The 23,648-nt window shown below is 67.1% G+C and carries 22 protein-coding genes; 9 read left to right on the forward strand and 13 right to left on the reverse strand.

What is annotated here, in order from left to right:
- Nucleotides 1–172: 172 nt before the first annotated feature.
- The 5 genes from ACFVHY_RS06765 to ACFVHY_RS06785 all read right to left on the reverse strand — a co-directional run bounded on the left by ACFVHY_RS06765 (nucleotide 173) and on the right by ACFVHY_RS06785 (nucleotide 4,786).
- Nucleotides 173–1,318, reverse strand: a complete 1,146-nt coding sequence (locus tag ACFVHY_RS06765; RefSeq protein ID WP_390269960.1) for a hypothetical protein — start codon at nucleotides 1,316–1,318, stop codon at nucleotides 173–175.
- A gap of 27 nt (nucleotides 1,319–1,345) precedes the next feature.
- Nucleotides 1,346–1,732 carry a hypothetical protein gene (locus ACFVHY_RS06770; protein WP_390269963.1) on the reverse strand — a complete coding sequence of 129 codons (387 nt, stop codon included), beginning with the start codon at nucleotides 1,730–1,732 and terminating at the stop codon, nucleotides 1,346–1,348.
- A gap of 183 nt (nucleotides 1,733–1,915) precedes the next feature.
- The gene (locus ACFVHY_RS06775) at nucleotides 1,916–2,839 is read right to left on the reverse strand and encodes an adenylate/guanylate cyclase domain-containing protein (protein ID WP_065630310.1); all 924 of its coding nucleotides are present in this window, start codon (nucleotides 2,837–2,839) and stop codon (nucleotides 1,916–1,918) included.
- A 65-nt stretch (nucleotides 2,840–2,904) separates the two neighbouring features.
- Nucleotides 2,905–3,522 (reverse strand): TetR/AcrR family transcriptional regulator, encoded by a 618-nt coding sequence (locus ACFVHY_RS06780; RefSeq protein WP_390269967.1) that lies wholly within the window; start codon nucleotides 3,520–3,522, stop codon nucleotides 2,905–2,907.
- Nucleotides 3,523–3,613: 91 nt separating this feature from the next.
- Complete coding sequence (locus tag ACFVHY_RS06785) at nucleotides 3,614–4,786, reverse strand: TetR/AcrR family transcriptional regulator (RefSeq protein WP_390269970.1); 1,173 nt, start codon at nucleotides 4,784–4,786, stop codon at nucleotides 3,614–3,616.
- Between the two features lie 129 nt (nucleotides 4,787–4,915).
- On the opposite strand from ACFVHY_RS06785, the gene ACFVHY_RS06790 reads away from it, so the two are divergent.
- On the forward strand, nucleotides 4,916–6,127 hold the full coding sequence (locus ACFVHY_RS06790; RefSeq protein WP_390269973.1) for an acetyl-CoA C-acetyltransferase: 1,212 nt from the start codon (nucleotides 4,916–4,918) through the stop codon (nucleotides 6,125–6,127).
- A 47-nt stretch (nucleotides 6,128–6,174) separates the two neighbouring features.
- Complete coding sequence (locus tag ACFVHY_RS06795; protein WP_390269976.1) at nucleotides 6,175–8,376, forward strand: 3-hydroxyacyl-CoA dehydrogenase NAD-binding domain-containing protein; 2,202 nt, start codon at nucleotides 6,175–6,177, stop codon at nucleotides 8,374–8,376.
- A gap of 148 nt (nucleotides 8,377–8,524) precedes the next feature.
- Here the strand turns inward: ACFVHY_RS06795 and ACFVHY_RS06800 are convergent, their stop codons facing one another.
- Nucleotides 8,525–9,202 carry a slipin family protein gene (locus ACFVHY_RS06800; protein ID WP_390269979.1) on the reverse strand — a complete coding sequence of 226 codons (678 nt, stop codon included), beginning with the start codon at nucleotides 9,200–9,202 and terminating at the stop codon, nucleotides 8,525–8,527.
- Between the two features lie 670 nt (nucleotides 9,203–9,872).
- Between ACFVHY_RS06800 and ACFVHY_RS06805 the strand changes: the two genes are divergently transcribed.
- Complete coding sequence (locus tag ACFVHY_RS06805; protein WP_388026843.1) at nucleotides 9,873–10,043, forward strand: hypothetical protein; 171 nt, start codon at nucleotides 9,873–9,875, stop codon at nucleotides 10,041–10,043.
- A gap of 35 nt (nucleotides 10,044–10,078) precedes the next feature.
- Here ACFVHY_RS06805 and ACFVHY_RS06810 read toward each other — a convergent pair whose 3' ends face one another.
- The gene (locus tag ACFVHY_RS06810; protein WP_390269982.1) at nucleotides 10,079–10,936 is read right to left on the reverse strand and encodes an alpha/beta fold hydrolase; all 858 of its coding nucleotides are present in this window, start codon (nucleotides 10,934–10,936) and stop codon (nucleotides 10,079–10,081) included.
- Between the two features lie 22 nt (nucleotides 10,937–10,958).
- A complete protein-coding gene (locus ACFVHY_RS06815) occupies nucleotides 10,959–11,252 on the reverse strand; it encodes a helix-turn-helix transcriptional regulator (protein WP_065630439.1) in 294 nt (97 codons plus the stop codon).
- 147 nt (nucleotides 11,253–11,399) lie between these two features.
- On the opposite strand from ACFVHY_RS06815, the gene ACFVHY_RS06820 reads away from it, so the two are divergent.
- The 5 genes from ACFVHY_RS06820 to ACFVHY_RS06840 are packed head-to-tail and all read left to right on the forward strand — an operon-like array spanning nucleotide 11,400 to nucleotide 16,348.
- Nucleotides 11,400–13,031, forward strand: a complete 1,632-nt coding sequence (locus ACFVHY_RS06820; protein WP_390269985.1) for an ABC transporter substrate-binding protein — start codon at nucleotides 11,400–11,402, stop codon at nucleotides 13,029–13,031.
- A complete protein-coding gene (locus ACFVHY_RS06825) occupies nucleotides 13,013–14,107 on the forward strand; it encodes an ABC transporter permease (RefSeq protein WP_390270370.1) in 1,095 nt (364 codons plus the stop codon). The genes ACFVHY_RS06820 and ACFVHY_RS06825 overlap by 19 nt, the downstream gene beginning before the upstream one ends.
- 23 nt (nucleotides 14,108–14,130) lie before the next feature.
- A complete protein-coding gene (locus ACFVHY_RS06830; RefSeq protein WP_390270373.1) occupies nucleotides 14,131–14,973 on the forward strand; it encodes an ABC transporter permease in 843 nt (280 codons plus the stop codon).
- Nucleotides 14,970–15,734 (forward strand): ATP-binding cassette domain-containing protein, encoded by a 765-nt coding sequence (locus ACFVHY_RS06835; protein WP_390269987.1) that lies wholly within the window; start codon nucleotides 14,970–14,972, stop codon nucleotides 15,732–15,734. The genes ACFVHY_RS06830 and ACFVHY_RS06835 overlap by 4 nt, the downstream gene beginning before the upstream one ends.
- Nucleotides 15,731–16,348 carry an ABC transporter ATP-binding protein gene (locus ACFVHY_RS06840; RefSeq protein ID WP_390269990.1) on the forward strand — a complete coding sequence of 206 codons (618 nt, stop codon included), beginning with the start codon at nucleotides 15,731–15,733 and terminating at the stop codon, nucleotides 16,346–16,348. The genes ACFVHY_RS06835 and ACFVHY_RS06840 overlap by 4 nt, the downstream gene beginning before the upstream one ends.
- Here the strand turns inward: ACFVHY_RS06840 and ACFVHY_RS06845 are convergent, their stop codons facing one another.
- Nucleotides 16,349–17,305, reverse strand: coding sequence for a R2-like ligand-binding oxidase (locus tag ACFVHY_RS06845; RefSeq protein WP_068971393.1), 957 nt, complete (start codon nucleotides 17,303–17,305; stop codon nucleotides 16,349–16,351).
- Nucleotides 17,306–17,586: 281 nt separating this feature from the next.
- Between ACFVHY_RS06845 and ACFVHY_RS06850 the strand changes: the two genes are divergently transcribed.
- Entirely contained in the window at nucleotides 17,587–18,714 is a 1,128-nt protein-coding gene (locus tag ACFVHY_RS06850; protein WP_065630320.1) for an NDMA-dependent alcohol dehydrogenase, read from the forward strand.
- Between the two features lie 24 nt (nucleotides 18,715–18,738).
- On the opposite strand, the gene ACFVHY_RS06855 is transcribed toward ACFVHY_RS06850, so the two are convergent.
- The 4 genes from ACFVHY_RS06855 to ACFVHY_RS06870 all read right to left on the reverse strand — a co-directional run bounded on the left by ACFVHY_RS06855 (nucleotide 18,739) and on the right by ACFVHY_RS06870 (nucleotide 23,204).
- Nucleotides 18,739–19,308 carry a potassium channel family protein gene (locus ACFVHY_RS06855; RefSeq protein WP_390269994.1) on the reverse strand — a complete coding sequence of 190 codons (570 nt, stop codon included), beginning with the start codon at nucleotides 19,306–19,308 and terminating at the stop codon, nucleotides 18,739–18,741.
- On the reverse strand, nucleotides 19,305–21,302 hold the full coding sequence (locus ACFVHY_RS06860) for a M13 family metallopeptidase (protein ID WP_390269997.1): 1,998 nt from the start codon (nucleotides 21,300–21,302) through the stop codon (nucleotides 19,305–19,307). Before ACFVHY_RS06860 ends, ACFVHY_RS06855 begins: the two co-directional genes overlap by 4 nt.
- Before the next feature lie 4 nt (nucleotides 21,303–21,306).
- Nucleotides 21,307–21,549, reverse strand: coding sequence for a hypothetical protein (locus tag ACFVHY_RS06865; protein WP_390270000.1), 243 nt, complete (start codon nucleotides 21,547–21,549; stop codon nucleotides 21,307–21,309).
- Between the two features lie 395 nt (nucleotides 21,550–21,944).
- Entirely contained in the window at nucleotides 21,945–23,204 is a 1,260-nt protein-coding gene (locus ACFVHY_RS06870) for a DUF222 domain-containing protein (protein ID WP_390270003.1), read from the reverse strand.
- Nucleotides 23,205–23,648 lie beyond the last annotated feature (444 nt).

Below are 23,648 nucleotides of genomic sequence, written 5' to 3' on the forward strand. Positions count from 1 at the left end.
GATGGCATGCATACGAGCGGAGTTCGGATCATATAGCTCACTGTGCTATCTGATAGCCACGTGGATAGTCCTTTTCTTGCTACCGAGGTGTCGGGGTGCCACGCCGCCTCCGTGTCCGGTGCGCGATGTCTCGGACGGTGTCTCTTCCCCGAAGGTCGCAACGGCTCAGCCATCAGTCGAACCACCCTTTCATAACTTTTGCTGCATCTGCCCCGGCCTTGCTGCCGATCGCAGCCCCGATCCCGGCGCCGATCGCAGTGCCGACGGGACCTGCGAAAGTGCCGACCACCGCCCCGGCCGCAGCACCTGCGATAATCCCGCCGCCGACCGACCCCGCGACCGCGGCTGTCGCATCTCCGCCGTCCTGCTCGTCGCGAGCGTACTTGCTGTACTCGTCGTAGCCTGTGACTCCCAATCCCAGGAGAAACGAGCCCTTGGCCATCGCCTTGCCGATGGTATTCATGCGCGTGACTTCGGCAGGAGTCATCCCCGCTTGGCCGATTGCCCGTCGCGGCCGACTGTAGGCCTCTGCGATATCTTCACCGCGTCGTTGAATCGCTGAGATTGCGGCTGTTGCCGCCGGACCGGCAAGAGAGCTTCCCGGAGCGAGTCCCAACGCGTTCTTGAGATACTCGAGTCTTGACGGGTCGACGTCTGTGGGCTGCCCGGCCTTTAGCTCATCCAACTGTTTCGGGGTCAAGTCCATTGCGCGAAGGAAGCGCCCCCGCTGCTCCGGAGTTGCCGTGCCATTACGCACGGCGGCGGCGTCACTGGCCGCGAGACTCGCATCGACGATCCCGCGGTTGACCGCGTTCGCAGCGGGTGTCATGCCGCCGAGTTCACCGAGTGCGGAATTGATCGAGTCTCGGGTCGCGGTGACCGCGTTATCGGCCGCGGTGCCGAGACCGATCAGCGCGGCGTGGTGTTCGTAGGCTCGTCCCGCGTCGTACTCGGCACCCTCGGGTGCGCGACCGGCGTCGAAGTTGACGGTGTACTCGCGGCTTCCGCGGTCGAGGATGTAGCCGTCGGAGTCGGCAAGGGTGGTTCGGGTCTCGAGAGCCTTCATCGCGTCGCGGATGCTGCTCTGTCCGTTCGCGAGTACGGAAGTCAAATCACCGAACTCATCGGCCACACCGCGAATCCACCGGGTGAGGCCCTCGGCGCGATCATCGGCAGGACCCCGAGCCATCCCGGTCCACTGAGCACGCGTCAGGTTGAGAACGGGTTCTCCGGCCTTTGGTGCCTCGACTTCCAGGTGTGCCTGCAGTCGAGTGATCCCATTCGCGATCGACGTCATGACCTCGGGGTTCCAGGACATGACGTCGTTGTAGCTGGGTGGCACGGTCTACTGGACCGAAAGCAGGACGTTCAGCGGGACCACGTGATCTGTCTGCTGACCCCCGCGGGCGGGGTACGCCACGGCGTCCTTGATGGTGCTTGCACTCGCCTGATCGGTCTCGACGGTGGTGTCTTTGGCGCCGAGCACCAGTTCGGAGAACGAGGACACCGTGCCGGACACATTGGCCAGCGCGGATGCGATCCGTTCGTCGGCACCCGCCGCCACCGCGGACATGTCGCTCGAAGCTCCGCGGAACTGGCCGGCGAGCTGGCTGAAGGTCGCTGTCGTACCGTCCAGTCCGGCATGGGAGGTGAGCTCCAACGCCATCAGACGGGATGCGCATCTCGAGATCTCCGTCGCTGACGCCCCGACAGCCGCTGGATCGACGATCATGTCCGACAAAATTCCCCCTTTGACTTCGCGAACCACCATAAATGTTCGACGATGACGATAGCCGGGCAGGGCGCAAACAGCTCGCCACCGTCCACAGCCATGAGTCGCTGTGACCGGCGAACCTCAACTCGACCGATGGACTTCGATCGAAGTCCATCGGTCGAAATGAGGTTCGCCAGTGGGTCAGTCGTTCAGCGGCCCGTCGCGGTGTGCTTCGAGGACACGGGCCTTGAGGTGTTTGTACCCCCGAACGCGCAGTGTCGGTATCGATTTGAGGTAGAAGCGGTCGTCACCGCCGAGCTGGTCGGCGATCGCGTCGTCGATGAGTGTGGTTCCGGGACGGGCGGATCCGGCGAGGCGCGAGGCGATGTTCACCGGCTCGCCGAAGACGTCTCCGAGTCGGGCGAGGACTGAACCGCGCGCCATGCCGACCCGCAACGGCGGAAGACTGTCGTCCGTGGAGAGCTGATGGATCTCGAGCGCGGCACTCGCGGCGGCGGGGGCGTCGTCGAAGGTGAACATCACCGCGTCGCCGAGGGTCTTGATGACGCGGCCACCATGATCCACGACCACGTCGAAGGTGTCGTCCTCGAACGAGCCGAGCAGAGACTCCAGGTCATTCAGATCGATGCGCCGGGAAAGGCTTGTATAGCCGACGATGTCGGCGAATCCGACGATCAGATCGATCTCCTCGTCGTCGGAGTGATCGGTGTGACGCTCGATCGCCTGCGCCATGTGCCGACGCCAGATGAGTTGCTGGATCTGGCCGAGCGCGAGACTCATCTGGTCGAAGTCCCACGGCACCGCGGGGTCGTCGACGATGTCACGCAGCAGGTCGGCCTCCCACTCCGCGAGCCGGGACATCGTCTGTCCGATCGCCCGGGCCATCGCGATCTGGCTGGTCTCCGGCATCGCCGCCGAGGAGGATGCGAACATCCGGAGCGCGGCGAGGTCGCGATCGGAGAAAACCTTGTCCGAGGACGGTTGACGCACGAAACCGAATGCATTCCAAGCCTTCTCGGCGAAATCAGCGGACAGTCCGAGTTCGGCGACCAGTTCGTCGCGAGTGTAGCGGGGGCGGTCCCGCGCTTCCGAGGCGTCGTTCATCCGATCCGAGTCCCATCTCCGGCGTCGGCTCAGCATAGCGGGCAGACCGGTCCGGCAGGGTCGGTCTAACGCGCGGAGAGCATCCGCATCGTCGCGTCCGATACCGTGCGGATCACGTCGTCGAGAGACAACGGGCCACCCGGGCGGTACCAGCGCCACACACTCCCCAGGACGCCCAGTACGAGACGCGCCTGGAGCATGGCGTCTCCGTCGACGAAATCGCCGGCGTCCATTCCACGCTTGATCAGGTCTGCCCAGTTGCTCTCGATCTCTGCGACCAGTTCGCGCGACCGGACACGTTCGGCCTCTTCTCCGTTCGACCGGCGAGGAGTACCCAGGATGACCATCTGGTTCTGGACTATTCGCCGCTGCAGGACGTCTACGGGTTCGCCGCGCAGCGATGTTGCGACTGCTGAGCGGAGGGCTTCAACCGGGTCAGGAATACCGGCGGTCCCTGCTCGGAATCGCTCAATCGAATCGCCGAGTTGGTTGCGCATGATGGTCAGAAGACAGTGTGCCTTCGACTCGAAATAGTGGTAGAGCGCTGTCTGTCCGATGCCGACCTCGTCGGCGATGGATGCCCACTTCGTGTGTTCGTAACCGACTGTGCCGAAGTGCTCTGTCGCGACGGTCAGGATCTGCGCGCGCTTGGATCTGGGACCGTCATCCACAGTTACCGACATCGTGACCCTCCCTTGTGCCGGACGTTACAACGTGGACAGCGTCGGGTTCATCTGAGCCGCGACCCGATTCAGCGCACTCCCTCGGCGCGGATCAGAGCGCGAGCACGCCCTTCATGAGGTACGCCATCCGCGCGGCGAACTGCGGACTCTCCGAGCCGCGTCGCATGCGCACGGCGTCGTTGACGATCGAGAGCGCCGCGTGCACGGCGACCGCGCCTTGATCCCGCTTGATCTCCGGATCGACTTGCATGAGCAGATCCACCCAGCGCGCCACATAACGTCGCTGCACGTCGACGAGATCGGTGGCGCTCGCTTGTCCGGCGAGCGCGGGGGAGTTGTTGAAGCTCACCGACAGATCCGGGGTGCTGGTGATCACGTCGACATACGAATCGACGAGCGAGGCAAGCAATTTCGCGGGGTCCGAGGTGGCGCCGTAGGCCGCCATCACCCCCGCCTCCAGGCGCGCGCCGCTACGCTGTCCGATGGCGACGAGGATGGCCAGCTTCGACGGGAAATGTTTGTAGACACTGGGACCCGCGATGCCGACGGCGCCGCCGATCTCGTCGACGCCGACATCGGTGTAGCCGCGGTCGGCGAACAACTCGGCGGCGGCGTCGAGGATCTCGTCACGCCGCGAACCGGGCACAGAGGTGACCGTCGGCGACGTCGCGAACGGCGGTGCCGCGGTGGGGCTCAGGGCGAGAATCCGACGGATGAGCTTCTCGATCTCGCCTCGTGCACGCGCCCCGGACATGCGGGTGTGGTGCACGGTGAGGCTGCCGCTGACGCTCAGCACCGCCCACGCCAACTGCACGGCCTCACGGTCGGTCAGATCCGTGCGCCGGGCGGCGAGCGCCGACGCCCAGTGGCCGATCACCTCGCGGGTGCGGACTGCCACCAGTTTGTTCTGTTCGGTGGTGAGGTAGTTGCTGGTCCACCGCCACAGCGATGCCGCTTGGGGACGCTGGACGGCCAGGTCGCAGACCGTCGAGATCAGCGAGTTCGCGTCGACGCCGTCGGCGAGCGCCCGGTCGGTGCAAGACTCGAGATCGTCGACGCCGGCCAGGACCGCCGCGGCCAGCAGCGACTGCTTGTCGTCGAAATGCCGGTACACCGACGGCGCGGTGACCCCCGCCGAGCGCGCGATGTCGGCCAGCGAGACCTGCGCATACCCACGCTGGAGGAAGAGCGCGGCCGCGGAGTCGACGAGCTGTCGTTTGCGGTCGGCGCCCCTGGTGCGGGTGGCGGGTTTGCGGTCAGGCATGGTGAACAGACCATAGCGCACATTCGACAGAACGCCAGAGCTCTTGACCACCGGGTATAGCCAAACTAGTTATTCCGCGTTAGCCTCGGTGGGTAACCAACCAGTGGTTCGTGTGAAAGGAACACTTTCGTGCCTGATCAAGCATTCATCTACGAGGCGATCCGTACGCCTCGTGGCAAGCAGCGCGGCGGTTCGCTGCACAGCGTGAAGCCGGTCGACCTGGTCTCCGGTCTCATCAACGAGGTCCTGTCGCGTCACGGCGGCCTCGATCCGGCCGACGTCAACGACGTCATCCTCGGTGTCGTCTCCCCGGTCGGCGAGCAGGGCGCGGTCATCTCGCGCACCGCCGCCCTCAACAGCGGTCTCCCCGAGACCGTCCCGGGAACCCAGATCAACCGCTTCTGCGCCTCGGGTCTGGAGGCCGTCAACCTGGCCTCGGCCAAGGTCGCCTCCGGCTTCGACGACCTGGTTCTGGCCGGTGGCGTCGAGTCGATGTCGCGCGTCCCGATGGGCAGCGACGGCGGTGCGCTGTTCACCGACCCGGCCACTGCATACGACCACTACATCGTCCCGCAGGGCATCGGTGCCGACCTGATCGCCACCATCGAGGGCTTCTCGCGCGAGGATGTCGACGCCTACGCGGCCGAGTCGCAGGCTCGTGCCGAAAAGGCATGGAACAGCGGCTACTTCACCAAGTCCGTGGTTCCGGTCAAGGACATCAACGGCGTCACCGTCCTCGATCACGACGAGCACCGTCGACCCGGCAGCACCGTCGAGAGCCTCGGCAAGCTGAAGGCCGCCTTCGCCGCCCTGGCCGACATGGCCGGCTTCGACGACGTGGCACTGCAGAAGTACCCGAGCGTCGAGAAGATCAACCACGTCCACACCGGCGGCAACAGCTCCGGCATCGTCGACGGTTCGGGCCTCGTGCTCGTCGGCAGCGAGGAGGCGGGCAAGCGCAACGGCCTGGCCCCGCGCGCCCGCGTCGTGTCCTTCGCCGAGATCGGCAGCGAGCCCACCATCATGCTCACCGGCCCGACTCCGGCCACCGAGCTGGCGCTGAAGAAGGCCGGCCTGACGGTCGACGACATCGACGTGTTCGAGCTGAACGAGGCCTTCGCCTCGGTCGTCATGAAGTGGATGAAGGATCTGAAGATCCCGCACGAGAAGGTCAACGTGAACGGTGGCGCGATCGCCATGGGTCACCCGCTCGGTGCAACCGGCGCGATGATCTACGGCACCTGCCTCGACGAGCTCGAGCGCACCGGCGGCCGCTACGGCCTGATCACCCTCTGCATCGGTGGCGGCATGGGCGTCGCGACCGTCATCGAGCGTCTCTGACTCTCCCGGCGACCACCACTTCACGAGAAAGAACTCTGCGAATCACCATGAGTGACAACATGATCAACTGGGAGAAGGACGCCGACGGCGTCGTCATCCTGACCATGGACGACCCGAACCAGGGCGCCAACACGATGAACGCGCTCTACCAGGAGTCGATGGCCGCGACCGTCGATCGCCTGGAGGCCGAGAAGGACGACATCACCGGTGTCGTCCTCACCTCCGCGAAGAAGACCTTCTTCGCCGGTGGCGACCTCAAGGACATGACGAGCGATCGCAGCGGTGTCTCCAAGGAGGAGATCGCCACGCAGATCACCGAGACCACCAACGCCATGAAGAAGGTGCTGCGTCGTCTCGAGACCCTGGGCAAGCCGGTCGTCGCGGCCATCAACGGTGCCGCGCTCGGCGGCGGCCTGGAGATCGCGCTGCACACCCACTACCGCATCGCCGCGGACGTCAAGGGTGTTCAGATCGGCCTGCCCGAGGCGACCCTCGGCCTGCTGCCCGGCGGCGGTGGCGTCGTGCGTACCGTCCGTCTGCTCGGTATCCAGAACGCCCTCATGGGTGTCCTGCTCCAGGGCCAGCGCTTCAACCCGACCAAGGCCAAGGAGACCGGCCTGGTCAACGAGGTCGTCGGCTCCATCGAGGAACTGATCCCCGCCGCGAAGGCATGGATCAAGGAGAACCCCGAGGCTCAGCAGCCGTTCGACGTCAAGGGTTACAAGATCCCGGGCGGTGCCCCCACCAACCCGGCGTTCGCCGCCAACCTCCCGGCGCTGCCGGCCCTGCTGCGCAAGCAGATCAAGGGCGCCAACATGCCGGCTCCGCGTGCCATCCTGGCCGCCGCGGTCGAGGGCGCCTACGTCGATGTCGACACCGCCGACATCATCGAGACCCGCTACTTCGTCTCGCTGGTCACCGGCCAGGTCGCACAGAACATGATCAAGGCGTTCTTCTTCGATCTGCAGCACATCAACGGCGGCGGCTCGCGCCCCGAGGGTTACGACAAGTTCACCCCCAAGAAGGTCGGCGTCATCGGCGCCGGAATGATGGGCGCCGCAATCGCTTACGTGTCGGCGAAGGCCGGCATCGAGGTGGTCCTCAAGGACATCGACCTCGACGCTGCCAAGCGCGGCAAGGGCTACTCGGAGAAGCTCGAGGAGAAGGCTCTCGCCAAGGGCAAGACCACCCAGGAGAAGAGCGACGCACTGCTCGCCCGCATCCACCCGACCGTCGACGCCGCCGACTTCAAGGGTGTCGACCTCGTCATCGAGGCCGCCTTCGAGTCGGTCGAGGTCAAGCACAAGGTGTTCCAGGAGATCGAGGACATCGTCGAGCCCGACGCCGTCCTGGGGTCCAACACCTCGACCCTGCCGATCACCATCCTCGCCGAGGGTGTGAAGCGGTCCGAGGACTTCATCGGAATCCACTTCTTCTCGCCGGTCGACAAGATGCCGCTGGTGGAGATCATCAAGGGCGAGAAGACCTCGGATGCCGTGCTGGCCAAGGTCATCGACTACACCCTGGCGATCCGCAAGACCCCGATCGTCGTCAACGACAGCCGTGGCTTCTTCACCAGCCGCGTCATCGGCACCTTCGTCAACGAGGCCATCGCGGCTGTCGGCGAGGGCGTCGAGCCGGCGTTCATCGAGCATGCGGGCACCCAGGCCGGCTACCCGGCCGCGCCGCTGCAGCTCATGGACGAGCTGACCCTGACGCTGCCGCAGAAGATCCGCAAGGAGACCGAGGCAGCGGCCAAGGCCGAGGGCAAGGACTTCCCGCAGCACGGCTCGAACGCCGTCGTCGACTGGATGGTCGAGAACGGCCGTACCGCCAAGAAGGACGGCAAGGGCTTCTACGACTACGACGAGAACGGCAAGCGCACCCAGCTCTGGCCGGGCCTGCGTGAGCAGTTCAAGTCGGGCACCACGGAGATCCCGCTCGAGGACATGAAGGAGCGCATGCTCTTCGCCGAGTCCCTCGAGACCGTCAAGTGCTTCGACGAAGGTGTGCTCACCTCGGTCGAGGACGCCAACATCGGTTCGATCTTCGGCATCGGCTTCCCCGCCTGGACCGGTGGTGTCATCCAGTACATCAACGGTTACGAGGGTGGCGTGCCCGGCTTCGTCGCGCGTGCCAAGGACCTCGCCGGCAAGTACGGCAAGCACTTCGAGCCGCCGGCCTCGCTGGTCGAGAAGGCCGAGCAGGGTGTCACCAAGCTGACCAACGAGAACCTCGCTGCGAAGTAGGGCTTTCGCTGGGTGACCGGCAGACAACAAGGGCCCCGGCCGGATTCGTTCCGGCCGGGGCTTTGTTGTGTCAAAACCGTTCCCGCGTCGCCATTTCCATGCCGCTGATCTGATCTGATCAGCGGGATGGAAACGGGACCGCGGGAAGTCAGTCGTCGTCCGACGGGACCTCGGCACCGCCGACGCTGAGGACGACGCGGGCGCCATACGGCACCGACTCGACGAGGCGCAGCTGGGCCAGTGCCGGGTGGGCATCGAGCAACCGACCGGCGTTGGCCAGCGCGCGCAGCGCGGCGGTCTCCGCGCGTGCCGCCTCGAGCTTGGCCTGCCCGCGGGTCTTCGCCGTGATCACCTCGAGGGCCGCGGTGCGGACCTCGGCCGGGACGATGACGTCGCGAATGACGACCTCGAGAACCTCCAGACCGACGGTGCCGGCTACCTCGGCAGCCGCGGCGCGGATCGGCGTGACGTCGACGGTGTCGCCGCGACGGACGAGGTCGTCCGAACCCACGCCGGCGCAGACCTCGCGCAGCGCGACCTGCGCGGCCAGGTAGACCGCGCCGATCGGGTCGGCAGACCTCTCGACGAAGGCCACCGCGTCGATCACGCAGGCGCGCAACGTCATCGAGACACGGACCGACATGGAGTCGGCGGTGAGTACCTCCTGCGGCGCGACGGGGATCAGTCGCTCGCGCAGGTCGATGTCGAACGTGGCGTCGGGCTTGCGCACACGGTGGCGGCCGGCGGGCAGCGCCTGGACGGCGGTACCCCGGTAGGCCAGCACCGTGTGACCCGGCGAGACGGCGATTCGGTTGTGGAACAGCATGGCGATCCTCCTTCCGTTGCGTCGCAATGCTTGTCGGGTCGGGTGTGGGTTCGGATGGCGACACCGCTCGCGGGTGGGCGAGCCGGTGGGGTGCGCCGCGGAGTCGCGGACGACTCGGACGACGACCACAGGACCGGCCCGGCCCGTGCTCCCGGGAGCGGTGCCGTGTCAGGACTCGAACCTGCTCGGGATGTATCCCTTGCCATCTGAAGGCGGACGAGAATTCCGACGCGCAGAAACACTTCGCGGTACCCCGCTCCGGTCTGCTGGTCCTCGTGCCGAACGGGAACTATGCCAGCGTTGGATGGTGTGGCGCAACGGAATAACGGCGAGTGGCGGGGGTGACCCTTCGTGACGCGCCCTCCGCAAGCTCCGGGCGCTCCTCAGTCTCTGCGGTCCGGCAGCCGTCGTGGACTTCGAAAGAACTGTTGTGCTCGGAGCGGGCCCGAATACTGCTCCCTGAGGAGACCGGAGCTTGCGGAGGCCGTCACGAAGGGTCCTGGCGAGATGCGTCGCCAGAGCCTTCGTGGCTCGTCGCTGGAGCTCCTCGCACCTCAGGGATCAATGGTTGTGTCGTTCTTCGGATCAGGGACCAGGATGAGTCGGTGATTCTTTCGGGCCAGGGGGGCGGGGATGGAACCGTAGGGGGTCGTCGCACGTCCAAGTGCGCGTGATCCCGATACCCACTGATCGTTCAGGCCTCATCCTGCGCGAGCACGCGGTGCGCGCCGGACTCTCCGACGCCGACCTCGACGAGGCGGTGACCCGCGACCACCTGGTGTGCCTCGGACCCGGCGTGTTCGCGCTCGCGGTCGGGTATCTGCTGTGGGCGCGTGCGTGACAGCTGGGCCTGGCATCGGCCCAACGGTCAATGGATCACCGGGCGAGGAAGGCCCCCACCGTCGCCTCGAACGCAGCCTTGGCCTCGATCATCACCCAGTGCCCGCACCTCGGGAAGATGTGCAGCTCGGCGTCGGGGATCAGACGCATCGGGACCATCGCCATGTCGGGTGGGCTGACACGGTCGTCGCGGCCCCAGGTCAGCAGCGTCGGGCAGGCGACCTTGTGCATCGACGCCCAGTACGGCGGGTTGTCGGACGCGGCCATGAACTGCTGCTGCATCTCGAATGCGGCCGAGCCGTACATCATCTGCGCCGTCTTCTGCGCGTCGGGGTTGATGGCGGCCTCCCAGCGCTCGGCGATCAGTTCCTCGGTGACCAGGGCGCGATCGAAGACCATCGAGGTGAGCCAGCGGACGAGCTTGTCCTTGTCCGGGGCGTCGGTGAACTCCTGCAGGAGTCGGAGGCCCTCACTGGGGCTGGGGCTGAACACATTCGGGCCGATGCCGCCGATCGTCACGAGCTTCTCGACGCGCTCGGGCTTCTTGATCGCCAGGTTGACGCCGACGACGCCGCCCATCGAGTTGCCGATCATCGCGGCCTTGTCGATGCCGAGCGCGTCCATGAACCGGATGACCGAACCGCCGGCGGTCAGCACCGGGTGGCCTTCGACGGCGTCGCTGACGCCGAAGCCGGGGAACTCGAGAACGAAACAATGGTGCGTCTGTGCGAAGTGTCCGAGGTTCCCGCGGTAGTTGCGCCAGCCGGTCACGCCGGGGCCGGACCCGTGCAACAGGATCAACGGCGGCGCGTCGGCGTCACCGGCCTCGTGATAGCGCAGCGTGCCCTGGTCGGTCGTCAGTTCCCGTTTGGTCGCATCGAAGGTGACATCCACGTCGACCAGACTAGAACGTGTTCTAATCCGTTGTCACCGGGTGGGCGTGATCCGGCCGATCCGCTGAGGTCAGATGCCCGACCCCGATGATGTCGTGCAGGATGCGGTGCACGATCGCGTCGCCGACCACCTCGTAGTGGACCATCCGGCCGGCCTTCTCCGAGCGGACCCACCCCTGGTCGCGCAGTTTGCGGATCGACTGCGACGCGGCGTTCTCGGTGATGCCGATGCGGGTGGCGAGCTCGGCCACGGTCGACCCTGGGTGGGCATGCATCTCCGCGACGAGCCGGAGCCGATTGGGATCGCTGAGCAGCATGAACCGTGCAGCCCAGGAGTCCGCGTCAAACGAGTCTGGGTCGAAGTCGGTCACCGGCTCTCCTCGTCCTCTCGGTGTTGCTGCAGGTATACCGCCCATCGTTCACCGCCGCCCCCGGTGGCGGCAAATGTGTGTCTGGGAGAACATATGTCCGTGCGCACAGATGTAGGGGGAGCGTCGTCGGTCGTTCGCGGAGTCGCCACGGCCGGAGCTGCTGTGCTGCTCGCGACTGTCGTACTCGCCGGCTGCTCGGCGTCGGATCAGCCCAGGGTGGCCGATCAGATCGTGCTCGGGGAGGGCCAGGCGCTCGGCGACTTCAACCCGATGCTGGGCTACGCGCAGCTCGGTGTCTCACCCGTCTACGACAGCTTGCTCGTCCCCGCCGCGGACGGCGACGACCGTGTTCCCGACCTCGTCCCGGCCTTGGCCGAGTCCCGGCCGGAGCGCCTCGCGCCGCGGACGTGGCGGGTGCCGCTCAAGAGTGGCATCTCGTTCTCCGACGGCACCGATTTCGACGCCGCCGACGTCGTCGCGACGTACCGGGCGGTCGTCGATCCGCGGGTGGCGTCGTCGATCTCCACCGACTTCGCGCCGATCGTCGCGGTCGAGGCCGACGGGCCGCGGGCGGTGACGGTCCGGATGAACACCGACGCCGATCCGTCGCCCTACCTCCTGGTGGGCGTCGTACCGTCGGAACGGGTGGAGGACGCGCCGGCCGCGGAGTGGGCGCTGAACACCGAGCCGGTGGGCACCGGGGCCTACCGGCTGGAATCGCTCGAACCGGACCAGGCCGTTTTCGTTGCGCGTGAGGATCATTGGGGCAATCGGCCCGCGGTGCAGCGCCTCGTCTACACCCACGTGCCCGACGACAACACCCGCGCACAGCGGATCGCGGCCGGCGAGATCGACGGCGCGAATCTGCCGCCGAGACTCGCCGAGGGCCTCGAGGGCCGTGACGGCATCGACGTGATCTCGGTGAAATCCGCCGACTGGCGAGGCATCTCGATGCCGAGCGCGAACCCCTTCACCGCCGATCCGGCGGCGCGCCTCGCCATGAACCTGGGGGTCGACCGGCAGGCCGTCGTCGACGATGTGCTCACCGGCGACGGCGAACCCGCGAGCACCCCGGTCGCTCCGGTGTACGGGGCGAGCGTCTACGACGAGGGCGCGCAGTTCGAGTTCGACGCCGACGGTGCGAGGGCGGCACTCGACGCCGCGGGGTGGCGGACGGGCGCCGACGGCGTACGTGTCCGCGGCGCCGATCGCGCATCGTTCCCGCTTCTCTACAACGCCCAGGACACCCTTCGCCGCGACCTCGCGGTGGCGTTCGCGGCGGCGATGAAACCGATCGGCATCGAGGTGCTCACCCGCGGTACCAGCTGGGACGACATCGACTCCGAATTGGGCACGGCAGCTGTGGTTCTGGGTGGCGGAGCGACGCCTTACAGCATCGACGCGCAGATCTACGACACGCTGCACACCCGGTTTCCGGACTCGTCGCCGTACTCAAACCCCGGTGACCTCACCGCCCCCGGGCTGGACGCCCTGCTCGACGAGGCCCGCGCGAGCGCGCCCGGGCCGGACAACGACCTGCGCTACCAACGCATTCAGCAGGCCTATGCGGCCCAGCCGTCTTACGTCTTCCTGGCCTTTCTCCACCACACCTATGCCGTCCGCGGCGAGGGCTGGCGGCACGACGCACCGATCCTGGAGCCCCATTCGCACGGGGTGACCTGGGGTCCGTGGTGGAACATGCCGTCCTGGCAGCCGGTCTCGTGACCGCGCTCACCTCGTCGGTAGGGTCTGCACGCGACGTCGACGCGGACGATCGCTCCCGGCTCGACCGGCCTCGGCGTGAGCGATCGCGTGGACGCGACTCGCGGGCGCGCCGCGCCGGCCGGCTCCTGCTCCGGCGCGTCCTGCTGATGATCCCCACGACGATCCTGGTGTCGCTGGGCATCTTCGCCGTCGCCGCGGCGTCGCCCTTCGATCCGCTCACCGCTCATCTCGGTGACGACTACCAGTCGGCGACCCCCGCCCAGCGGGAGGCGATCGCGGCCGCCTACGACCTGGACCAGCACTGGCTGAGCGCCTGGTGGAACTGGTGGGTCGCGCTCGTCCATGGCGATCTGGGCTGGTCGTCGACCCAGGGCCAGGCGGTGGGAGATGTGATCGCGCAACGACTTCCGTTCACCCTCGGGATGTCGGCGGCCGCGCTGGTGTCCGCCGCGCTGATCGCCGTCGTCGGCGGTGCCGTCATCGGCATGCGGCGGGGAGGGCTGTTGGATCGGGCGTGTACGGCGCTGGCGGCAGTGCTGGCCGCGACCCCACCGTTCGTGGTGTCGCTCGTGCTGGTCAGCACCTTCGCGGTCGCGCTCGGCTGGTTCCCGACCTCCGGCGCCCGACGCCCCGGCGACGACTACTCGCTCGACGGGCTGGTCACCCATGCCGTGCTGCCGTACCTGGCCCTGACGGTGTCGATGGTTCCGTGGTTGCTGCTGACCATGCGCGCGGCCGTCGTCGAGGCCACCGGTTCGGACGCGGTGCGGGCCGCTCGGGCCCGTGGCGTGAACGGGTGGACGCTGCTGCGAGGACACGTGGTTCCGGTGTCGGTGCTGCCCACCCTCGCACTCCTCGGTACCCGACTGCCCGAACTCATCGCCGGGGCGGCCATCGTCGAGACCGTCTTCGGGTGGCCGGGTCTCGCCGAAGCCCTGGTCGATTCGGCCGTCGCCCTGGACTTCTCGTTGCTCGCTGCACTCGCCGTCGGTTCGGCCGTGCTCGTCCTCCTCGGGTCGGCGCTGTCCGACGCGGCGGCGGTGGCGATCGATCCGCGGATCGGACTGACCGCGTGACGACGATCGGTGGCGCGTCGACGATGCAGCTGACGAGCCGTCGGGCGACGGTCGGTCACCGCGTGGCCCTCGTCGCGCCGTGGGTGATGCTGGCAGTTCTGGTCGTGACGGCGGTCGGGTGGCCCGTGGTCGCAGGCGACCAGACCGCCGATTTCGCTCGATCACTGCTGTCCCCGGGTTCCGGGGCGGTACTCGGGACCGATCATTCCGGGTACGACCTCGGTGTCAGAACCGCCGAGGGACTGCGGATCTCGCTGCTGATCGCCGCGGCGTGCGCGGTCCTGGCGACCGCCATCGGCGTCATCGTCGGGCTGACCGCGGTGACGGTCGGCGGGTGGTTCGACGCCGTGGTCATGCGCGTCGTCGACGGCGTCAACGCGTTGCCCCACCTGGTCGTCGGAGTCGTCATCGCCGCGATGTGGCGAGGCGAGCCGGTCGCGATCATCGCGTCGATAGCCCTGACCCACTGGCCCGCCGTGGCGCGGGTGGTGCGCGCCGAACTACTGGAGGCGATGTCGTCGGGCTGGGTGGAATCGGCCCGCCTGGCCGGTGCATCCCGCACGTTCATCGCCGTACGCCATCTCTCGCCTGCGGTGAGCGGACAGGTACTGGTGGCGATGACCGTGCTGCTGCCCCACGCGGTCTGGCACGAGACCACGCTGTCGTTCCTGGGCGTCGGGCTCTCCCCGGATGCCGCGAGTCTGGGCACGCTCCTCGGTCAGGCGCGCGGTGACATCCTCACCGGTGCGTGGTGGACGCTGGTGGTGCCGGGCGTCGCCCTGATGGTCACCGCCCTGGCGTGTGCGGCTGCGGCGTCGTCGCTGCGCCGCGCCACGTCGCCACCTGCCGGTGAGGTGTGGCGATGAGCACCGGGCTCGACGGGGTCACGGTCGACATCGTGACGGGAAGTGGATGGAACCGGTCGGCGGTCCGGGTCCTCGACGACGTCACGTTGCCGTTGCCCGCGGGGACGCTGACCGCTCTCGTGGGAGAGTCCGGCTGCGGTAAGTCGATGGTCGCGGCGGTGCTGTCCGGTCTGCTCCCGCCGGGCGCTGCGGTGACCGGACGGCTGCGGGTGGGCGGCCAGGAGTTCACCGACCACCAAATGCTCGGTGACGACCGTCGGTGGCGCGAGGTCCGCGGGCGTCGCGTCGGTTTCGTGCCCCAATCGGTGGCCACCTCCTTCACCCCGGTGCGCAGCGTCGGAGCCCAGCTCGACGAGGTGATCGGCATCCTGGGCGGTACGCGTAACGCCGTCGAGCTGTGCCGGCTCGTACAGCTCGACCCCGAGGCGCTGCGGTTGTATCCGCACGAGCTCTCCGGCGGGATGGCCCAACGTGCCGCGATCGCCGCGGCCCTGGCCGGTGACCCGGACACGATCGTCGCCGACGAGCCCACCTCCGCACTCGACGCCGAACTCGCCGGCGACATCTGGGAACTCCTCGCCGACACCGCACGGCGCGGTGCCGCGGTCCTCGTGATCACGCACGACGTCGAGACCATGTGCCGCGGGTGCGATGCGGTGGCCGTCATGCGTGCGGGGCGGATCGTCGACCATCGTCGTCTCGATCAGATCGCCGACTCCGACGACGCCTATGTCGCCGGGTTCTTCGAGAGGGTGCCGTGACCACGGGAGACCTCCTCGTCGGGAGGGGGCTCACGGCGCGCTTCGGGGACGCGGTGGTGTTCGACGCGCTCGACGTCGGCGTGGCAGCCGGGTCGGTGACCGGCGTGGTCGGGCGATCGGGAAGTGGCAAGACGACGCTGCTGCGCATCCTCGCCGGGCTCACCGCACCGGCCGAGGGATCGGTCCAGTGGCATGGCGACCGGCGGCGCCCCGGGGACGTCGGCCTGCTCGCCCAGCATCCGCGGCTGGTGACCAATCCGCGGTGGACGCTCCGCCGGATCGTCACCGAACCCGCGACGATCGCGCGACGCGACTGTGATGTCGAGAGTGCCGCGATGCGCGTCGGGCTGGACCCGGCGCTGCTCGACCGCTACCCCGCTCAGGTCAGTGACGGCCAACTGCAGCGCGCGTGCCTCGGACGGCTCGTGGTGCAGGAGCCGCGGATCGTTCTCTGTGACGAACCGACCGCGATGCTCGATCCGCTCGCGTCACGCGCCGTTGCCTCGCTGCTCGACGACCTCGTCGCCGCCGGGGCCGGTCTGCTGCTGGTGAGCCACGACCGGCGGCTGGTGGAGTCGCGCAGCCGGGATGTCGTCGACCTCGACCGGCGCTGATCACATCTGCAGGCGGATGGCGTCGTCCTCGCCGAATTGGTCCTCGAGGACCTCGGGGGAGTAGTCGAGGTCGATCTCGGCGACCGGGCGCCCCCGGGCGGACTCGATGGCGGAGAGCCGGCGCTGGGCGCGGTCGGCGGCATAGGCCAGGAACTCGTCGTTGTCGAGGCCGAACGGTTGGACCTCGAACTGCTGGTTGACCCACTCGATCATGCCCAGGGCGAGCGGCAGCAGCTCGTTCATGCGTTCGCCGACGGCGTCCCAGAGCGAGTCATCGGCGGCCACGTGCCGGCGGCATGTGAAGGTTCCCCACGCCATGTGCCGGCGCTCGTCGTCGCCGATGAACCGGATCAGCTTCTGCATCCCGGGGAAGATCCCGTGCTGGGTACAGACCTTCTGCCACGCGTGGTAGCCGGTGAGTGCCAGGCTGCCCTCGATCACGTGGTTGTAGGTGACGCTGGCGCGGATCTGGTTCCGCGGCGACGGGTCGTGGTCGAGGATGTGCAGGGATGCCGGCAGCTCCTCGTAGAACAGCTGGTGGTAGTACGGATTCGCGCTGACGAAGTTCTGTAGGTCGCCGGTGAGGCCGACGGCGTCCATCCATCGCCGGAACACCTGCGTGTGCTTGGCCTCCTCGAAGCAGAACTGCGACAGGTACATCTCGTCGCCGAAGCGGCCCTCGGTCGCCATCGCCTTCATGAACGGCTGGATGTCCTGGGTGACCGCCTCCTCGCCCGCGATGAACTGACTCACCAGATAGGTGGCGCTCCGGCGCTGCTCGTCGGTGAGCTCGGCCCAGTCCTGAGCGTCTTGCGAGAAGTCGATGGCGACCGGGTCCCAGAACCGGGCATTGCCTTTCACGAAGAGCCGCAACGGAAACGAGTCCCAGTTGAGACCGCCTTGTCGCAATGACGAGAAGTCCTGCCGGCCCTCCGCTTTGTGTTCGATGAGAGTCATGAGATCACCAGCCAGACACTTCGGAAGTGGAATACCCCGACGCTAACCCGTTCCTCTATCCGGAGACATGAGATCGGCCAACTCTGTTGTGGTGGTTGGTTTTCTCGGTGCGGCGTCGACCTGCGGCCACCCCCGCTGGAACGTCACCCCCAATCCAGTGCCATGGATTGTGTGAAACGCCTGCGAAGGTGTCATCGGTGGACCACCATGTGATCTACGTCGCATAAGCAGACGGCGATATCTGACGCCCCGATTCGGGGTAGCACGAGCGAGGAGCACGAATGAAGACCAAAGGTGCAGTTCTGCGCAATCCGGGCGAAGAGTGGAAGATCGAGGAGTTCGAGCTCGGTGATCCGGTCGCGGGAGAAGTCCAGGTCAAACTCGTCAGCTCGGGTCTGTGCCACTCGGATCACCACCTGCGGACCGGCGACAGCCCGGCACCCATGCCGGTGCTCGGTGGTCACGAGGGCGCCGGCATCGTCACCAAGGTGGGCCCGGGTGTCACCCGCCTCAAGGAGGGTGACCACGTCGTCACCGCCTTCATCCCCGCGTGCGGCACGTGCGAGCCGTGCTCACGCGGTCAGCAGAACATCTGCGACGAGGGCGCGCGACTCCTGACCGGCCTGTCCATCGCCGACGACACGAACCGCGCGTACACCCACGACGGGGTGCCCCTGGTGCAGATGTGCATGCTCGGCACCTTCGCCCCGTACATCACGGTCAACCAGGCGTCGCTGGTCAAGATCGAGGACGACATCCCCCTTCAGACGGCTGCGCTGCTCGGTTGCGGTGTGGCGACCGGCTGGGGTTCGGCCGTCGAGATCGGCGGCACCCACGCCGGTGACACCGTGGTGGTCGTGGGCATCGGTGGTGTCGGTATCAACTCGGTGCAGGGTGCCGCGGCGGCCGGTGCACGCAACGTCATCGCCGTCGATCCGGTGCCGTTCAAGTTGCAGATGGCCGAGAAGCTGGGTGCGACACACACGTTCCCGTCGATGGAGGCCGCGCTCGAGGCGATCGGTGACATCACCTGGGGCAAGATGGCCAACACGACCATCCTCACGGTGGGTGAGATCGACGGGTCGATGATCGCCCCGGCCCTTGCTCTCACCGGCAAGGCGGGACAGGTCGTCGTCGTGGGCATGGGCAACTTCGCCTCGATGGACGCCCAGATGAACCTCTTCGATCTCACCCTCATGCAGAAGCGCGTGCAGGGCGCCATCTTCGGCGGTGCGAGCCCCCGCACGCAGGTCCCGGCGCTCCTGAACGAGTATCGGGCCGGCAAGCTCAACCTCGACGACCTGGTGACCAACACCTACCGACTCGACCAGATCAACGAGGCCTACGACGACATGCTGGCGGGCAACAACATCCGCGGCATGATCGTCTACGGCGACGACGACTACTGAGCCTGACCGATCAGCGACGCCAGGTCACCGTCCGGTGGCCTGGCGTCGCTGGTTCACCAGCAGATTGAGGAAGCGCACGCCCAGGCCGAGAAGCAGCAGGGTGCTCGCCATCTGGATCGACACCGCGACGCGCGCACCCTGCGAATCCGGCGCGATGTCGCCGAAACCCGTCGTGGTGAACACGGTGAGGCAGAAGTACAGGGCGTCGACCCGGGTGAGCGACTCGTTGAAACTGCCGGGATCGTACTCGGAGAACAGGAAGTACGTCGTCGCGAATGCGACGATGTAGAACCCGGCCAGCGCCACCAGCATCTCCATCGCGGTCGCGACGGGTCGGTCGGAACCGGCGAACTTGCGGACCTCCCAGACACAGAACGCGATCAGCAACGCGGCCCCGACGACGAGCCCGAGATAGTTCAGGTCGCTCTCTTTGTCGATGGGCAGCAGGAAGTATCCGGCGAGTAGGACGACAGCGGCTCCGATCGGTCGCAGCAGGGCGACCGTGAGTTCGCGTCCCCGGACCAGACCCAGTGATGCGGCCGTACCCGGCGGACCCTCGTCGCGCGGACCGGGTCCGCCGGGCGCGTCGTTCACCAGATCCGCACGCGTTCGGCCGGGTCCAGGTACAGCGAGTCCCCGGGCTCCACGTCGAAGGCCTCGTAGAACGCGTCCATGTTGCGGACGACGCCGTTGCATCGGAACTCCGGCGGCGAATGCGGGTCGATCGAGAGGCGCCGGATGGCTTCGGCATCCCGGGTCTTGGTCCGCCAGATCTGCGCCCAGCTGTAGAACACGCGCTGCGTTCCGGTCAGGCCGTCGATGATCGGCGGTTCGGCCCCGCCTGCCTCGTTCGCGATCTGGTACGCGACGAGCCCGATCGACAACCCGCCGAGGTCACCGATGTTCTCACCGATGGTGAAGTCGCCGTTGACCTTGTGCTCGGGATCGAGTCCGGTCGGCGTGAACTCACCGTACTGGTCGATGAGTTTGCGTGTCCGCGACGAGAACTCGGTACGGTCGGTGTCGGTCCACCAGTCGACGAGGTTGCCGTCGCCGTCGTACTTCGCGCCCTGATCGTCGAATCCGTGCCCGATCTCGTGACCGATGACCGCGCCGATGCCGCCGTAGTTGACCGCGTCGTCGGCGTCGGGGTCGAAGAACGGCGGCTGCAGGATCGCGGCCGGGAACACGATCTCGTTCATGCCGGGGTTGTAGTAGGCGTTGACCGTCTGCGGGGTCATGAACCATTCGTCGTGGTCGACCGGTGAGCCGATCTTGGCGAACTCGCGGTCCTGCTCGAACGACGCGGACCGGGCGACGTTCCCGATGAGGTCGCCGCGGTCGACGCTCAGCGAGCTGTAGTCGCGCCACTTGGCCGGATAGCCGATCTTGGGGGTGAACTTGCCGAGTTTGACCAGCGCCTTCTCCCGGGTCTCCGGGGTCATCCACGGCAGGTCGGAGATGTTGCGGCGATAGGCCTCGACCAGGTTGGCGATCAGCTCGTCCATCCGTGCCTTGGCCTCGGGCGGGAAGTGCTTGGCCACATAGAGTTTGCCGACCGCGAATCCCATCGCGGCCTCGACGAACCCGACGCCCCGCTTCCACCGGTCGCGGTTGGCCTCCGCGCCGGTCAGGATCCGACCGTAGAAGTCGAAGTTCTCGTCGACGAACGGTGCGGACAGGTACGACGCGGCCGAATGCACGAGCCGCCAGGTCAGCCAGGTCTTCCACTCGTCGAGGGGGCGATCCGTGAGGAGGCCGGCGACGCCCGACAGGAACGACGGCTGCGCGACGACGACCTCGGCGAAGGTCGCGTCACCGCTGGTGCCCAGTCCACCGAACCACTCGGTGAAGGGGAATCCGTCTGCGGTGGTGGTCAACTCGTCGAGCGACATGAGGTTGTACGTGAGCTCGGCGTCGCGCCGCCGGACCACGTCCCAGTGCTGAGCGGCGATGGACGTCTCGAGGTCGAGGACCGTCGCGGCCCGGGCTGCGGCGTCGTCGAATTCGGCGAGAGCGAACATGCGCTCGACGTGCGCGACGTACGCAGTCCTGGTCTCGGCGTGCTTGTCCTCCCGGTAGTAGGACTCGTCGGGAAGTCCGAGACCGGACTGCGTCAGGTGCACGAGGTATCGGTCGGACTGCTTCGCATCCGTGTCCACGTAGTAACCGATGAGGCCACCGGTGCCGTGGCGCTGTAACCGTCCGATCCGGCGGGCGAGCGACTCGAGCGAGTCGATGGCCGCGATCTTCTCCAGTTCCCCGGTGATCGGGCCGATCCCGAGGGCCTCGATGTGGTCGGTATCCATGAACGACGCGTAGAGGTCGCCGATCTTCTGCTCGTCGGAACCACTCTCCGGGTTCGACGAGGCGCAGTCGGTGATGATGTCGCGCACGTTTTCCTCGGAGTTGTCGCGCAGCACGTGGAAGGCGCCGTCGACGGAACGGTCGTCGGGGATGACGTGCGACTCGAGCCACTTGCCGTTGACGTGAGCGAACAGGTCGTCCTGGACGCGGACGGAATCGTCGACCCACTCGAGGTCGAGTCCGGAGCTGAGGTCGGTATTCGATGCAGTCACGCGCTCCATCCTGTCACCGGATCGTCCATTCGTCAGCCGCCTCCGCCGTGGGCGAAATCGGAGAGTCCCTGGTCTCGCCGGGCGAGACCTTCGTGACGGCCTCGAGCGTGTCGCCCCGCCGCCTTAGGAGCGAGCTTGCGAGCGTCTCACCCCGCCCCCTGAGGAGCGAGCTTGCGAGCGTCTCACCCCGCCCCCTGAGGAGCGAGCTTGCGAGCGTCTCACCCCGCCCCCTGAGGAGCGAGCTTGCGAGCGTCACGAAGGGTCCTGGTGAGATGCGTGGCAGACCCTTCGTGACGCGCTCTCCGCAAGCTCCGGGCGCTCCTCAGGGAGGGGGGTTGGTCGTGCTCTCTGCAAGCTCGGGGCGCCCCGATTGTGACCGACAGACTTCAACTCGACTCCTAGACGTCGATCGAAGTCTGCCGGTCGAGTTGAAGTCTGCCGGTCGCCGGACCAACGCCCTCTGGCTCTTTCGGGTTAGAGGGAGCGGGATGCTCCCTGCTCCCGAACATGCGTCGTCCGATCATCCCGGGACGGCAGTGGCGGGTGGAATCACCATGGAGTTGTCAAGGAACACATGCAGTCCCGGACATGAGTCGGGTGCGGAAGGTGCTGCGCGAAAGAGTGCGGTCGGGGTGTCGGTCAGGTGGCTGTTCAGGCGGCGTCGTCGAGTCGCATGGTGCGGCGGTTGTAGGCGGGTAGTGGTCGGCGCTGCGGGTCAATGCTGGCGGGTGGGACGAGCCAGGGGTGTCGGTCGAAACCCATGACGATGTCCCAGCCGTGGTGGTGGACCTGTGTGTGGCAGCGCTGGCACAGCAGACACCCGTTGTCGAGGTCGGTGGGTCCGCCGTCGGCCCACGACTCGATGTGATGCACCTGCGTATGGGACGGCGGTGCACCACATTTGACGCAACACGCGTCGCGCACGATGACCGCTTTGCGTAAGTGTGCCGGATACAACCGACGGGTGTGACCCATCTGCAGCGGTACGCCCTCACGGTCGAGGATGATCTCGGTCAGGGATCCGTCGCAGGAGACCTGTTTCGCGGTGGCATGGCTGACCGATCCGGTCCACGGCAGCTTCGCCGGGTCTCCGGTCGCAGGGATCGTCAGTATCAGTTGCGTGCGTGGGCTTCCGGCGGTGTCGAGGGTGGCGCCGATCGCGGCTTGGTCGAGGATCAGTTCGAAAGCGTCGGCGCGGCGTTGCTCGGCGGTACGGCGGTCCTCGGCACCGTCGGGTTCGGGCCGCGGACAGGACCGTTCGTCGATCATGGTCAAGAACTTCTCACCGACCACCTGGGTGAGGTCGGCGCGCACCTCGACGCGGCCGTCGTCGGTGGTGTGGGCGGTGACCGCGTTCAGCGATGGGTCGTCGGCCGCGGGAAGGCCGGTGTCGGAGTCGTCGGCGAGAGCTTTGGCGATCGCGCGGGCGTGTTCTAGGACCTGTGTCGGGGTCGCGCCGGACAACGCTTGTGCGATGAGTTCGCTTTCGTGTTGGGAGCGGTCACCGTCGGAAAGCGCCTCACCACAACGCTTGTCGATCTGGTGCATGCCTCGGACGATAGCGTCGACGACCTCACCGGACAGCCGCCCGTCAGCGGCATGACGAGACAGCGCGGGCAACCCCGGCAGGGCATCGACACCTCGCATGGTGCGGTGGGCAGCGGCGGGTGCGTGGCCGCTTTCGATCAGTAACTTCTTGGTGGTGCTGCCTGCTTTCTGCGCGACGCGGAGGCCATCGAGTTGTGCTGCGTGGGTGACGATCTGGTGGTCGACGATGTTGCGGATCAGGCGCAGCGCGTCGATGGCGTCGAATGTTGCTCTGCCTGTTGGGTCGTCGGAGGGTGGGGTGGTCTCGATGAGTTGATCGAGGAGAGTGGCTAGCTCTGGCATGACTCCAAGGTACCGGAACATGCGTTCGATTACGAGGAGTTTCCACAGGCTCCGAACACCAATTTTTCGACTGTGCAGTGCTTTTCGCCGACTCTGCGTCGATTGGCGTTGACTGTGCAACCCCCGTCGACCGAGGTGCACTCCAGTCGCATCCCTGTCCGTTCGGGGGGAAATGTGTTGTGTCCTCAGTGGATCGGGGGTCTGAGAACTCTCCCGGGCCGCATCCGCAACCCGCCGTGGCTGGGGCGCTGCGTCCGTCGGGGTCACTCAGCGGCGGCGGGTCACCAAGTGGTTTCGACTCGGCGCCTCGCTTCGCTCGGTGCCGGCTCAACCAGCGGGGGGCGAGTGCCGGCTCGTGAACGGTTGGGGCGCTGCGTCCGTCGGGGTCACTCAGCGGCGGCGGGTCACCAAGTGGTTTCGACTCGGCGCCTCGCTTCGCTCGGTGCCGGCTCAACCAGCGGGGGG

Origin of the sequence: Gordonia sp. NPDC127522, assembly GCF_042672305.1 — a bacterium.
GTDB classification, from domain to species: Bacteria; Actinomycetota; Actinomycetes; order Mycobacteriales; family Mycobacteriaceae; genus Gordonia; species Gordonia hongkongensis.

Excerpts from the sequence above, each read along its gene's own strand:
- ACFVHY_RS06770 (WP_390269963.1), bottom strand. The coding sequence starts at position 1,732 with ATGATCGTCGATCCAGCGGCTGTCGGGGCGTCAGCGACGGAGATCTCG.
- ACFVHY_RS06775 (WP_065630310.1), bottom strand. The coding sequence starts at position 2,839 with ATGAACGACGCCTCGGAAGCGCGGGACCGCCCCCGCTACACTCGCGAC.
- ACFVHY_RS06795 (WP_390269976.1), top strand. The coding sequence starts at position 6,175 with ATGAGTGACAACATGATCAACTGGGAGAAGGACGCCGACGGCGTCGTC.
- ACFVHY_RS06845 (WP_068971393.1), bottom strand. The coding sequence starts at position 17,305 with ATGACTCTCATCGAACACAAAGCGGAGGGCCGGCAGGACTTCTCGTCA.
- ACFVHY_RS06780 (WP_390269967.1), bottom strand. The coding sequence starts at position 3,522 with ATGTCGGTAACTGTGGATGACGGTCCCAGATCCAAGCGCGCGCAGATC.
- ACFVHY_RS06870 (WP_390270003.1), bottom strand. The coding sequence starts at position 23,204 with ATGTTCCGGTACCTTGGAGTCATGCCAGAGCTAGCCACTCTCCTCGAT.
- ACFVHY_RS06820 (WP_390269985.1), top strand. The coding sequence starts at position 11,400 with ATGTCCGTGCGCACAGATGTAGGGGGAGCGTCGTCGGTCGTTCGCGGA.
- ACFVHY_RS06785 (WP_390269970.1), bottom strand. The coding sequence starts at position 4,786 with ATGCCTGACCGCAAACCCGCCACCCGCACCAGGGGCGCCGACCGCAAA.
- ACFVHY_RS06850 (WP_065630320.1), top strand. The coding sequence starts at position 17,587 with ATGAAGACCAAAGGTGCAGTTCTGCGCAATCCGGGCGAAGAGTGGAAG.
- ACFVHY_RS06800 (WP_390269979.1), bottom strand. The coding sequence starts at position 9,202 with ATGCTGTTCCACAACCGAATCGCCGTCTCGCCGGGTCACACGGTGCTG.
- ACFVHY_RS06860 (WP_390269997.1), bottom strand. The coding sequence starts at position 21,302 with ATGGAGCGCGTGACTGCATCGAATACCGACCTCAGCTCCGGACTCGAC.
- ACFVHY_RS06765 (WP_390269960.1), bottom strand. The coding sequence starts at position 1,318 with ATGTCCTGGAACCCCGAGGTCATGACGTCGATCGCGAATGGGATCACT.
- ACFVHY_RS06835 (WP_390269987.1), top strand. The coding sequence starts at position 14,970 with ATGAGCACCGGGCTCGACGGGGTCACGGTCGACATCGTGACGGGAAGT.
- ACFVHY_RS06830 (WP_390270373.1), top strand. The coding sequence starts at position 14,131 with ATGCAGCTGACGAGCCGTCGGGCGACGGTCGGTCACCGCGTGGCCCTC.
- ACFVHY_RS06815 (WP_065630439.1), bottom strand. The coding sequence starts at position 11,252 with ATGCTGCTCAGCGATCCCAATCGGCTCCGGCTCGTCGCGGAGATGCAT.